Annotated in this window: 11 protein-coding genes, 3 tRNA genes and 1 pseudogene; 1 reads left to right on the plus strand and 14 read right to left on the minus strand. The window is 32.1% G+C overall.

Features of this window, described 5'->3' with window-relative positions; genetic code table 11:
• Nucleotides 1-16 precede the first annotated feature (16 nt).
• From ACQKCJ_RS04030 to ACQKCJ_RS04065, 8 genes are all read right to left on the minus strand, one after another.
• Nucleotides 17-88 (minus strand) — tRNA-Thr (locus tag ACQKCJ_RS04030).
• 83 nt (nt 89-171) lie between these two features.
• Nucleotides 172-252, minus strand: a tRNA-Tyr gene (locus tag ACQKCJ_RS04035).
• Nucleotides 253-305: 53 nt separating this feature from the next.
• A tRNA-Thr gene (locus ACQKCJ_RS04040) sits at nt 306-379 on the minus strand.
• A gap of 91 nt (nt 380-470) precedes the next feature.
• Complete coding sequence (hpf, locus tag ACQKCJ_RS04045; RefSeq protein WP_213302146.1) at nt 471-773, minus strand: ribosome hibernation-promoting factor, HPF/YfiA family; 303 nt, start codon at nt 771-773, stop codon at nt 471-473.
• A 34-nt stretch (nt 774-807) separates the two neighbouring features.
• Nucleotides 808-1,701, minus strand: a complete 894-nt coding sequence (locus tag ACQKCJ_RS04050) for a tyrosine-type recombinase/integrase (protein WP_427401430.1) — start codon at nt 1,699-1,701, stop codon at nt 808-810.
• A gap of 121 nt (nt 1,702-1,822) precedes the next feature.
• Nucleotides 1,823-2,017, minus strand: a complete 195-nt coding sequence (gene rpsU / locus ACQKCJ_RS04055; protein ID WP_072959426.1) for a 30S ribosomal protein S21 — start codon at nt 2,015-2,017, stop codon at nt 1,823-1,825.
• 174 nt (nt 2,018-2,191) lie between these two features.
• Entirely contained in the window at nt 2,192-3,334 is a 1,143-nt protein-coding gene (locus ACQKCJ_RS04060) for an acyl-CoA dehydrogenase family protein (RefSeq protein ID WP_271334897.1), read from the minus strand.
• 17 nt (nt 3,335-3,351) lie between these two features.
• Nucleotides 3,352-4,239, minus strand: a complete 888-nt coding sequence (locus ACQKCJ_RS04065) for a ComEA family DNA-binding protein (RefSeq protein ID WP_427401431.1) — start codon at nt 4,237-4,239, stop codon at nt 3,352-3,354.
• Between the two features lie 267 nt (nt 4,240-4,506).
• Between ACQKCJ_RS04065 and ACQKCJ_RS04070 the strand changes: the two genes are divergently transcribed.
• Nucleotides 4,507-6,144 (plus strand): amino acid permease, encoded by a 1,638-nt coding sequence (locus ACQKCJ_RS04070; protein ID WP_427401432.1) that lies wholly within the window; start codon nt 4,507-4,509, stop codon nt 6,142-6,144.
• 72 nt (nt 6,145-6,216) lie between these two features.
• Here the strand turns inward: ACQKCJ_RS04070 and ACQKCJ_RS04075 are convergent, their stop codons facing one another.
• The 6 genes and pseudogenes from ACQKCJ_RS04075 to ACQKCJ_RS04100 form a co-directional block, all read right to left on the minus strand.
• A complete protein-coding gene (locus ACQKCJ_RS04075) occupies nt 6,217-6,444 on the minus strand; it encodes a PspC domain-containing protein (protein WP_264204740.1) in 228 nt (75 codons plus the stop codon).
• Between the two features lie 102 nt (nt 6,445-6,546).
• A pseudogene (locus tag ACQKCJ_RS04080) lies at nt 6,547-7,819 on the minus strand (DUF2851 family protein).
• A 78-nt stretch (nt 7,820-7,897) separates the two neighbouring features.
• Nucleotides 7,898-8,380 carry a 3'-5' exonuclease gene (locus tag ACQKCJ_RS04085; protein WP_271334900.1) on the minus strand — a complete coding sequence of 161 codons (483 nt, stop codon included), beginning with the start codon at nt 8,378-8,380 and terminating at the stop codon, nt 7,898-7,900.
• A gap of 17 nt (nt 8,381-8,397) precedes the next feature.
• Complete coding sequence (locus ACQKCJ_RS04090) at nt 8,398-9,183, minus strand: Fic family protein (protein ID WP_427401433.1); 786 nt, start codon at nt 9,181-9,183, stop codon at nt 8,398-8,400.
• Between the two features lie 151 nt (nt 9,184-9,334).
• On the minus strand, nt 9,335-10,696 hold the full coding sequence (locus ACQKCJ_RS04095) for a pyridoxal-phosphate dependent enzyme (RefSeq protein WP_427401434.1): 1,362 nt from the start codon (nt 10,694-10,696) through the stop codon (nt 9,335-9,337).
• Between the two features lie 49 nt (nt 10,697-10,745).
• The gene (locus ACQKCJ_RS04100; protein WP_427401435.1) at nt 10,746-12,713 is read right to left on the minus strand and encodes a putative porin; all 1,968 of its coding nucleotides are present in this window, start codon (nt 12,711-12,713) and stop codon (nt 10,746-10,748) included.
• Nucleotides 12,714-12,835 lie beyond the last annotated feature (122 nt).

Genomic DNA, 12,835 nt, shown 5'->3' on the forward strand with positions numbered 1-12,835 from the left:
ATTTCCTACTTACTTGAGCCAACTACGGGAATTGAACCCGTGACCTCTTCCTTACCAAGGAAGCACTCTACCTCTGAGCTAAGTCGGCAGAGAGTTCTGATTTAGATTGCATTTCAAAGATTTTAGTTTTAAAACCTGAAATCTACGTCCTAAAACCTTAACTTCTTTTTGTGGGGAGAGCAGGATTCGAACCTGCGAAGTTCACACAGCAGATTTACAGTCTGCCCTCGTTGGCCGCTTGAGTATCTCCCCTTTTTTTTATCAATAATCGTATGAACAATTTCAAATCGCATTTGAAATTTTAGAGCCGGCGGAGGGACTCGAACCCACGACCTGCTGATTACAAATCAGCTGCTCTAGCCAACTGAGCTACGCTGGCAATATCAATAAAAAAGTCCGCTATTTCTAACGGACTGCAAATGTAGCTATTTTATCTTTTAATCAAAACATTTTTTCAAAAAAATTTTCAATTATATGTGTGCTCTTATTTTTTCTTTCCTTTTTACTAATACACGCTCTAAAGATTCTGCCGAAAGCTCAATCGCCTCTTCAAAGGTTTTGCACTGTTTTTTAACCAAAAAATCATCTCCAGGAACATTAATCTTAATCTCTACTGCCTTATTCTCCTTATCACTTGTTCTTTCGACTTTTAAAAAAATGTCAGCCGAAACAACTCGATCGTAATACTTTTCTAATTTATCCATTCTTTCCTGAATAAAATCCACTAATTTTCTGTCAACAGTAAAGTTAACTGCATGAACATCTACCTTCATAATACAAATTTTAGGGTTAAACATTTCAGAACTGTTATTTATTCCTCGGATGCGCATTACCATACACCTTTTTAAGCTCTGCCAAACTATTATGAGTATAAACTTGTGTGGATGCCAAACTAGAATGTCCTAACAATTCTTTAACTGAATTTAAATCTGCTCCATTATTTAATAAGTGAGTCGCAAAAGTATGCCGAAGCACATGTGGACTTTTTTTTACCTTTTCGGAGACTTTACTAAAGTATGAATTTATTAATCGATACACAAAAGATTCACTCAATTTTAACCCTTTTCCTGAAATAAAAAAATAATCACCATCGACTATCTTTTCAACGGAAGTTCTTTCCTGCAGATACAAATTAAACTGTTCGACAATAATTGGCAAGACAGGAATAATACGTTCTTTATTTCGCTTTCCTAAAACCTTAATCACATTAGAAGACAAATCGACATTGTATCTCATTAAATTTATCAGTTCTGCTCTCCGCATTCCTGTTGTATAAAAAAGATCAACAATAAGCTTATCCCTCACCTCCTCAAACCCGGATGGATCACCAAACTGCTGCATTAGATCTGCCAATTCTTTTTCAGAAAAAGGAATCTGCACAATTTTAGGCGTCTTCAAGGCCTTATGCCTCAACATTGGGCTAACTTCTATTTGTTTTGTTTTTAAAAGGAACTTATAAAACGCTTTTAGAGATGACATCTTTCGATTTACAGAAACATTTGAAATATCCTGATCAACCAGAGAAACAATCCAACTTCTTATCTGACTATAATTAACCTGTTCGATATTCTCCTGATCAAAATGAGTTTTATTGAATGTTTCAAAAAATGAAATATCATTCAAATAAGCATTAATAGTGTGAACTGAATACTTTTTCTCTAATTGAAGATAATCCCGAAATGCTTCTTTATTTGCTTTCATAAAATAAGTACTTTTTTCCCTCTACTTACAGCGAATATTATTTATCTCAAAATTAAGCATAAAAAAACCGTTAGTATCAAAATTTTGATAACTAACGGCAATTATTTCTGATAAGCTAATACTAACTTTCTAAACCATCTTTCATGTTTTGAATGTAAGCTGCTTTTTGAATTTTGATTCTATTTTTAACAGAAGGCTTAATAAAAGCAGTACGCGCTCTTAATTGACGAACAGTTCCTGTTTTATCAAATTTTCTTTTATAGCGCTTTAATGCTCTATCGATATTTTCTCCGTCTTTAATTGGTATAATTAACATAATATAGACACCCCCTTTCGTTAAGTGTGCAAAAGTATATATTAATTATTGATTTCGGGTTATAAATTATCAATTATTTTTTTCAAAGAAAAAAGAAGATAGAAAAAAGAGAATACACTTAAAAAAACCATCTCTTATTAATGAGACAATTAAGCAAGATTTATGCTTTATTCTTTATTCTTTTAATAAATTTCTAGAGATAACTACTTTCTGAATTTCGGTAGTTCCTTCTCCTATTGTACACAACTTCGAGTCTCTATAAAATTTCTCTACAGGATAATCTTTTGTATAACCATAACCACCATGGATCTGAACGGCTTCGTTTGCAATTCTAACACAAGCTTCTGAGGCATACATTTTTGCCATTGCTCCAAGTGTTGTAACGGGCTTATGTTGCTGCTTTAAGAAAGCTGCTTTATGAAGCAATAATTCCGATGCTTCGATCTCCGTAGCCATATCAGCTAATTTAAATGAAATTCCCTGAAAATTACTAATAGGCTGACCAAACTGATGTCTCTCTTTTGAATATTTAAGAGCAGCTTCGTATGCACCTTTTGCAATCCCTAATGACAAAGCTCCGATTGAAATACGTCCTCCATCTAATATTTTCATAGCCTGAACAAATCCCTGGCCTACTTCTCCTAATCTATTTGCATCAGGAACACGGCAACCATCAAAAACCAATTCTGCAGTTTCGCTGGCACGCATTCCAAGTTTATTTTCTTTTTTACCTGAAGTAAATCCTTTCATTCCTTTTTCAAAAACAAAAGCGGTCATTCCTTTTGAATCACCTTTTTCTCCCGTTCGAACTATTACAACTGCAATGTCTCCGGAAATAGCATGAGTTATAAAATTCTTAGCTCCGTTTACAATCCATTCATCACCATCTTTAACAGCTGTTGTATTCATTCCGCCGGCATCTGAACCTGTATTATGCTCGGTTAAACCCCAGGCTCCTATATATTCTGCGGTCGCTAATTTTGGCAGCCATTTTTTCTTTTGCTCTTCATTTCCAAAAGTTAAGATGTGATTGGTGCATAATGAATTATGAGCTGCGACTGATAAACCAATTGAAGGATCTACTTTTGAAATTTCCTCTACAACTGTAATATATTCATGATAACCTAAACCTGATCCGCCATATTCTTCAGGAACTAAAACTCCCATAAATCCCATTTCGCCTAATTTTTTAAACAAAGGAATTGGAAAAATCTGAGCCTCGTCCCATTCCATTATATTAGGTCTGATATTTTTTTCGGCAAAATCTCTTATAGATTGAGCAATCATTGACTGCGTTTCGTTATATTCAAAATTCATTGTAAGCTGCTTTTGTTTTAGAACTCCAAATATAAACTAATTATTTTTGCTTTATCAACAGGAAAACCTTTAATTTTTGACAAATCCTCAATATTATTAATATTTCCGTTCATACTTCGATACGTGACAATTTGTTTTGCCAAGGTATATCTAAAATACGAAAACTGTGATAACTCTTTTAATGACGCTTCATTTATAGCGATCTTTTTAAACATTGAAGGAATTACAACCTTAAAATGCGAGTTCAATTCACTAATAACTTCGGGCGAAAGTCCCCAAACATCATTCATCTGTTCCATAGAAACAAAACATCCCAAGATTTCTTTCTGTTTTAATATTCTTAATGATAATGCTTCACCTATTCCGTAAAGTTTAATTAAATCCTCCTGCGTCGCCTCATTAATATCCAAAACTATAATTTTTTCTTTTTTAAAGTTTTCTTTATGAACAAATTCTTTTCTTTCTGTTTTCAAATCTTTTTTATTCTGAACCCAATCAGGAAATTTGAATAGAGGAGCCATCACATTTAATAAAGAATCTGAAATTTTTGTCACTTCCTGAAATTCTTTTGCGGAACTAACATATTTATTCTCTTTACGAAAAGCAAACAAACGATCTATCTGCTGAACTGACATTCCTAACTTGTACCCTTTATAATCTGTAATAAAATTTGGATTGAAAGAATACACTTTTGGCTTTTCATTAGACTTTACGAATTTCATCGAATCAATTTCTGACTGTAAAGACATCCATTCTTCTTTTTCAGGAAAAGATTTTTCGGGTAAACTAAAATCAACGAAAAAATATACCAACTGCAGTACTATTATTATAACAAAAAGGATAAAAACTCCCGTACGTTGTTGACTTGTAAACTTAAAATATAATTTTATGGTACTGAAATTCATATTATATAATGCAGTTATTTTAATTAGAGCTTTTTTAGCTTAATAAATTTATAAATATTTTACTACAATTATACGTTATAAAAAACTATTTACATAAGCTAAATGACATTTTTGCAATTCATATTTTAGTTCTTCTCCTACTAATAAAAGAGAAATGGCTTTCGAAAAGTTAAATATTCTTTTTTTATAACTTAAAACTTAATTATTGTTTTTATTTTTTATAAAAAACTATACATTTGGAGCTTAATAATAATAAAAACCACATATATGTCAATTTGGAAAAGAAAACCATTAAATCAGCTTTTGGCAGAAGCCGCTGATTCCGAAAAAGGATTAAAGAAAACATTAACGGCACCCGGATTGGTTGCTTTAGGAATTGGAGCTATTATTGGAGCTGGTTTATTTTCGATTACTGGTCTTGCAGCATCTATGAATGCAGGTCCGGCGATAACCATTTCGTTTCTTGTAGCTGCATTTGGATGTGTTTTTGCTGGTTTATGTTATGCTGAATTTTCTTCTATGATTCCAGTTGCCGGAAGTGCATATACTTACTCATTTGCAACAATGGGTGAATTTGTAGCATGGATAATTGGATGGGATCTTGTCTTAGAATATGCCGTAGGAGCAGCAACGGTCTCGATTAGCTGGTCGCGGTATTTTGGCAAATTCCTTAGTGGTTATGGTATTCATCTCAACGAGTCGTATATGCTTTCTCCTTTTGAAGGAGGGATAATTAATGTTCCTGCTGTAGTGATCGTAATGATAATGTCCTTAATATTAATTAGAGGAACAAAAGAATCTGCTTTCGTAAACAGTATTATTGTATTATTAAAAGTTACTGTTGTATTGGTTTTTATTGCTGTAGGATGGCAATACATAAGACCTGAAAATTACACTCCTTATATCCCTGCAAACACTGGTAAATTTGGAGAATTTGGTTTTTCAGGAATAATTAGAGCGGCTGCAATTGTATTTTTTGCATACATTGGTTTTGATGCTGTCTCTACTGCAGCACAAGAAGCTAAAAACCCTAAAAGAGATATGCCTATCGGAATTTTATTATCATTGGCAATCTGTACTGTTTTATATATTCTTTTTGCTCACGTAATGACTGGGGTTGTAAATTATCAGGCTTTTGCCGGTAAGGACGGAATCGCGCCTGTAGCAATTGCAGTTGAATCGATGGGACATGTGGGAGCAAACGGAATGATTACTCCGGCATACCCGTGGTTGAATAATGCTATTTTACTTGCTATCCTGGGTGGTTATGCTTCTGTAATTTTAGTAATGTTAATGGGACAAAGCAGGGTATTTTTCTCTATGAGTAAAGATGGGTTAATGCCAAAAGTTTTCTCTGAAGTACATTCAAAATTTAGAACTCCGGCAAAAAACAATTTATTGTTTATGGTAATTGTAAGTCTTTTTGCTGCATTTGTTCCTGCAAGAGTAGTAGGAGAAATGACTAGTATTGGTACTTTATTTGCTTTTATCCTTGTTTGTATTGGTGTATTGATTATGCGTAAAAAAATGCCGGATGCACCAAGAGCTTTCAGAACACCACTTGTACCTTTCGTGCCTATTGCAGGAGTATTAGTATGTTTATTTATGATGGTATTTTTACCATTGGATACCTGGATCAGACTAATTGCATGGATGATGCTTGGTTTTGACTTATATTTATTCTACGGAATGAAAAATAGTGTATTGAATAAAGGTACTTTTAGTGAGGGCAATTATAAAACTATCGCTTATTCCGGATACGCTATGGTAATAGCATTAGTTGCTGTTGCTTATATCAACCATTTAGATGCAAATGCTGATGGAGCTTTCTTGTATTACTTCTCTTTAATATTTGCAGCAATTCATGCCGTAATATTTACTTTCAGTTTTAATAAATCAAGATAAATAATTTCATTAAAAAAGGGCTCTGAAGTAATAATTACTTTAGAGCCCTTTTTTTATGATTAAAATTTAGTGTTACAGATCAAAAACAGATGTTCGTTTGGCGCGAATTAAATCCTTCAGTCGAATCCAAAATGCCAAAGTCAGGTATACTCCAAACCATAAACCTGCTGTAACAAACGAAATATAAATAAAGAACAACCTAACACTTGTTACTCTCATACCTAGCTTATCTGCAAGTCGGGATGAAACATGAAATCCATATTTCTCGAAGAAAAACTTCAGTTTTAAAATTGCTGACATCGTAGATTTTAGATTTTATCCTTTGGCTTCGCTCAGGATGGTTAATATTTGATAAGAAAGGCAAAAGTACAAAATTATTTTATTGACGCATTTTCTAATCGCCTAATTACTTTTCAGTAAATTTATTCCTAAAGCACATTTTAAACACGCTTTTTGATTACAATATTCATTTTTGAGTTCTAATAACGATTGTGCTTCGAAAGCATTTTTACAAGAAATGCCAAAGGAATTAAATTTATCAATAATGGCATTTTTTTCAAGAGTAATTTCATTCATAAACGCTATTAGATCTTCTGAAATAGATTCTCCTCTTATATTTGAGTAAGCAAACTGAATTGGGATTATAGTATTGATAATAATCAGATCTAAAAAAGCTTTTGATAAAATTTTGGGTCTCTTTATACTCTCTTTATCGAATTGATAGTGATTTTACCAATACAAACTTGCAGAAACACCTAAGAGATCGTAAACGTTTTTAACTGATTTTAAATCAATCATTTTCGAAAATATATTTTGGTGTTTATGATATAAATTAGCTAATTGTGAAAGTCTGATGGTTGGAAAATTATCCGGACGATGCTTAAAAAACTGCACCGAATCTATATGCTGTTTTTCTAACTGATATTTATTAAGCAGATAGTAATACCTTAATTTTAGATCCGTAAAATAAACATCTTCTTTCTCATCATCTAATAATCCTGAAGAGCCTAAAAGTATCGCTTCAAGATTTTCGACTTCAAAGCTTTCTTTTCGAATAATCGAAAACGGGACTGATTTTGCAATTTGTAAAAAGGAATTGCCATTGGTATTTAAGCCGAAACTTTTTGCCAATAAAGAAAATAAAACGGCCTCCCAATCTTGGTTTGTCTCTTCTAATAAATCATATATAAATTTCGATTTTCTTTCTAAGCGCTCAAAAAATAGCCGCTCCTGCCAATTTTTAAAAACAAACTCGTCAATTTCGCCAATACTTTTTTTACAAAATATCCATGATTTGGGAATTATTAAAGCATGATAATTTGCCAGAATATCTGAAGAAATATAATCTTTGAGTACCAAAACAGGAATTTCTCTGTTGTTTTTACCGTATATATCTGTATCATGTTCCCAGACTACATGCAAAATTACATTTTCGTATGCTGCATCATTCTCGTGACCATGTACATACCAGTCTGAAGATTTTAAATGAATTTCGACATTTCCCGCCCATTTTTGATCTCCAATAGTAATTTGAGCGTTAAAAAAATCGGGGCCCGGCAAGTCGTAAATAGTCCTCTGTTTTTATAATTGTGATAGATTCATTCTGGATTGTTTGCAAATTCAACGTATCGAACTTCTTGAATTTCCAGAGGTAATGAAGAAAATCTTCTTTCATTTCTAGGCTTTTACTTTAATTTATAAAAACCCTAAATATAATTAAAAATACTAATAATCTTACATTTTTGTTTGGTATTTATTTTAACAGATACAATTTCGCACACGCACGAGCATCAGATAAGGCTTCATGATGGTTCAGCTGAATTTTCATTTCTCTGCAGCAATCACTTAATTTAGTAGGTTTAAAACCTTTTGCTTTATAGATTTTAACTGTACATTCCCATTTTTCAGCTATATTTAAATCCTCATATTGCAATCCGTAAAGTGCCATAGATTTACTTAAAACATTTCTATCAAAACTTTCGTTATGTGCAACAACAACTCTATTTTTTAACCTTTTTTCGATTTCAGGATAGACTTGTACAAAAGATTTAGCATACACGGTATCACTTGGATAAATTCCATGAACACGAATTGTAAACGGATTATATTCATTATTGGGCGGTTTGATCAAAGTAACGAACTCATCTACAATTATGCCGTTCTCTACAGTAACAATACCAACTGAACAAGGATGATGTCCTGTGGCGGTTTCAAAATCTATTGCGGTAAAATTCATTAATAGTTTTATACAGATTATAAAAATAGGGATTGAGGTAACATTTCAAGGAAAGGTAGTGCGCTTGAATAATCTAAGACTTCATATTCTAAACCTAAAGTTCGTAAATTAGAATAATATAATTTATGTTTTTGATAATAATTCTTCTCGCTTTGAATAAACCATGCTTTTTCTCCAAGCTTTTCAGATAAAAACCATTTCTCTAAAAGCCTCGCTGAGCGGCCATTTCCATAATTCCAAGGATGAATTTTCACAAAAACCAAATGAATTAAGCTTGCAAAATAAAAAACTTCAGAAAAACTTAACTCTTCATTTAAAAGGTAATCAACATCATCATAAAACTTTTTCATTTCTTCATTGACAAGATCAGGAATTGTAGCTACATATTCGATTTTTCCGTCATCAGTTGTGATAAACATGTTTTGAATTCTATGTTTACCCTGATATGCCAATGCTACAATATTTCTTCCCAATAATTTATGAGCTTCCGAAATATTTTTTTTATTTAATGAATTTACTTTGGCAAAAGAATACGCTTCATATAAATCATCAATTTTCCTGGTATAATCAGGAAGAAATTCTATACCAAAACGTTTATGGTTAACATAAGAATTTAATTCAATTTCTTCTCCTTCGATCTTACTCGAAAAAACCGAAGCTACTGAAGTATAAAAGCTAAAAGAATCATTAGAAATCTCAGCATCACAAAGATTCTCAAACTTCTGTTCTAATTCTTTTGGGAAGTTTTTTTTATACTCTTCTAAAAGTAATTCCGGGATTATTTTCATTGAAAACTTAGTCATAGCACAAATATAAAACTTATATCAATAGTGTAAATTTATTACGGCAGATAACTTTAATTAAAAATGAGCTTTACAAAAATTCAACCATTTAAAACTAAAAATCCCACAGTTTAATAAACATGCAGGATTTTTAATATTTCTAATTACTTTTTTATTTTATAGATCCAATGATATCATATTTTGTAATAATATGATGATTTCCATTTCCCAGATCAACCAAAACAGCATCATTTTCTTTGGTAAATAATTTAGAAACTTCTTCTATAGGCGTTCCTAATTTTACAATAGGAAAAGGTTTTCCCATTACTTCCTTAATTGGTTTTTCGGCTACGTTTTTATCAGCAACATAACTTCTAAACAAATCTGTTTCATCTACAGAACCCACAAATCCGTTGATGTCTACAACCGGAATTTGCGAAATTTTATATTTACGCATACGTTCAATTGCATGCGAAACCAATTCTTCTGTACGTACAACGATCAGTTCCTTATCGATATGATCTTTGATTACATCTTCTGCCTTTGTTATGTTTTCTTCTAAGAATCCACGCTCACGCATCCAGTCATCATTGAACATTTTACCTACATAACGGCTTCCTGAATCGTGAAAAAGTACTACAACCACATCTTCCGGCTTGAAGTGTTCTTTAAGCTGCAAAAGCCCTTTTATACAAGCTCCGGCAGAATTCCCAACAAAAATTGCTTCTTCAAGCGCAATCTTTCTTGTATAAACCGCTGCATCTTTATCCGTAACTTTTGTAAAACCATCGATTAAAGAAAAGTCAACATTTTTAGGTAAAATATCTTCTCCAATTCCCTCAGTGATATAAGAGTAAATTTCGTTTTCGTCAAAAATTCCAGTTTCATGATATTTCTTAAAAACGGAACCATAAGTATCAATTCCCCAAATTTTAATATTCGGGTTTTTCTCTTTTAAATATTTTCCAACTCCGGAAATCGTCCCACCCGTTCCTACCCCAACCACAAAATGAGTAATTTTTCCATCAGTTTGTTTCCAGATTTCAGGTCCCGTTTGTTCGTAATGCGCCAAAGAATTTGACATATTATCGTATTGGTTTACGTACCAGGAATTTGGTGTTTCTTCAGCCAGACGCTTTGAAACAGAATAGTATGAACGTGGATCTGTTGGCTCAACATCTGTAGGACAAACTACAACTTTGGCACCAACAGCACGTAAAATATCCATTTTTTCTTTAGACTGTTTGTCTGAGATTACACAAATCAGTTTATATCCTTTTATGATAGCCACAAGTGCTAATCCCATACCTGTATTTCCAGAAGTACCTTCAATAATAGTTCCTCCGGGCTTTAAACGTCCATCTGCCTCTGCATCCTCCACCATTTTTACGGCCATTCTGTCTTTTACAGAATTTCCGGGATTAAATGTTTCGACTTTTGCCAATACTAACGCATCAATTTCAGCAACAATTTTGTTGAGTTTTACTAATGGTGTATTACCAATTGTTTCTAAAATGTTATTTGAAAAGTCCATTTTTATTTTAATTTTAATATTTGATTTTAATATAACTATTGATTTGATTTTACTGGAAGAAATTCCAAACTAAACCAAATCGGATAACGAAGTCACGATAAGGATTATTAGGCGCAGAATAATAATCGCTTTTAGAAAAAATAGAATTTATATGTTCCGCTTTTAAATAAAATCGAGTCTGACGAATTCTTGCATTTACAAAAAGATCAAATAACGGATAACCACCAATCTTTTTATTTTCCTGAACAAAAAACTCTCCAATAACCGGATTGTAATCATTTCCGTAATACTTTGTAAAATAATTAAAAACGATTCCGGTTTGCATAAACAAGGCTTTCTTGAAAAAGTAACCGGTATAATAAAATGTATTTCTTGTAACAAAATCCGGTACATTCAAAATCAGATCTGACTGATCTACTTTCTGATATAAAAGTGTATTATCTAATGCAAAGGGGCCAAATTTAAATTCACGACTTGCTTTTATTTCCAGATAATTGATTGCATTCCCGTATTGAGCAGGATTTATAATTTGTGTATTCACTTTTATCTGTTCTGGTGTAGAAACATCAGCGAAATACAAGTGATCATTTAGAACCGTGTACTGAACTTCAGCATTCAACCAAGGCGTAAGAACACTGGCACTAAGGGAGTTTATTTTTTCGTTTTTAAAATCCTTAGACCAATTATATTCTACATAACTACTTTGGTATAAATTATAGTTATTATTTGGTAATTTATTAATGTTGCGGTATCTAAAATCAAACTGGATTTTATCACTAAAGTCATATTTCAATTTAGCATCTAAATTAGAAAGCGACTGATTCGTAATTGATCTGGAATAGAAAAAACGCCCGTTCCATTTGTTTTTTTGATATTCATATTGTCCCCCAAAATTATTAATCTGAAGGTATAGATTATTTGGAATAACATTGTTTAAGCTATCTACTAATACTCTTCCGTATTCATAATTCGATCTGTAATCATCTACAAAGAAATTAAATTTGCCTAAAAGAGAATTTTCATAAGCAAGTCCAGCTCTGTTATACAGTCTTTCATATTTTGTATGATCATTTATGCCGCTGGTAACATAAGATTCTCCAAATCTTTGTACCGGTGTAGTACCAACAGTAGATAAAATAGTCTTCTGATTGTATTCAAAAAATTTAGTTTCGTAATTGAATTGATGTGTTACATATAAATTATTGCTTCCATCTGTTGGATTTATTCTAAACGCATGATCGAAAAACAAACGTCTTCCTTTTAGAAAGGACTTTGCATCTGTAAGATATACTTGTAATCTCTGGCGGTTTTTATAATCTTTATTATCACTCTCAAAATCCGAAGTCGATGTAATACCACCATTTTCTCCATTTGAAATATCCTGATAAGTATAATGCCCTTTTATTTCATATCTCTTATCAGTTGTTGCATAACTTGTTGTAAACCTAAAATTTCCCGCACTCACTAATTGATTTATATAATCTCCCTCTGAACGTAAACCTCTGTAAGCAATAGAAAAATTGAGGTTTTTTGAGGTATTTAATGTAATAAATGAATCTACGTTTTGACCTTTATTTATGGTTGTATTAAAAAACAGCTCTGTTAACGGTGTCGCTACTGAATAATAGTTGATTTGATCTGCCTGTAAATAATTAAAATGTTTACCGCTAAAACCTATTTCCGGATAAGGAGAAAAATTGGTCAGGCTGTATTGCAAAGTATTAAAAGTTTGTCCGATATTAGAAAAAGCCAAAAGTCCGAAATCATCCTTTCGAAGGTGATTTTGCTTATAGGCACTTTTCAGCGTTAACGACGTATCTACATAAGTAGTATCATGTTCCAGCGTAATAATCTGATATTGATCTATTGTCGCTATTTTTGCTTTCTTCTTTTTTACAGTATCGGTTATGCTTGAATATTTTGTATTCATATCTAAACCTTTTTGAGAAGTAGTTTTTTCCTGAGAAAACAATAAAGTTGGTACAACTAATAGATATAGAAAAAAGAATATTCTCATTTGATCGCTTTATATGGAATTATTTTGGCAAAATTTGTCTGGCAAAGGTAAAAGATAAAAACGTATAAAAAAACAAATCATTGTTATTGAGGTATTTTTTCAGACGTATCAATAGAAGCAAA

This window comes from Flavobacterium sp. NPDC079362 (assembly GCF_050267765.1).
GTDB classification, from domain to species: domain Bacteria; phylum Bacteroidota; class Bacteroidia; order Flavobacteriales; family Flavobacteriaceae; genus Flavobacterium; species Flavobacterium azizsancarii.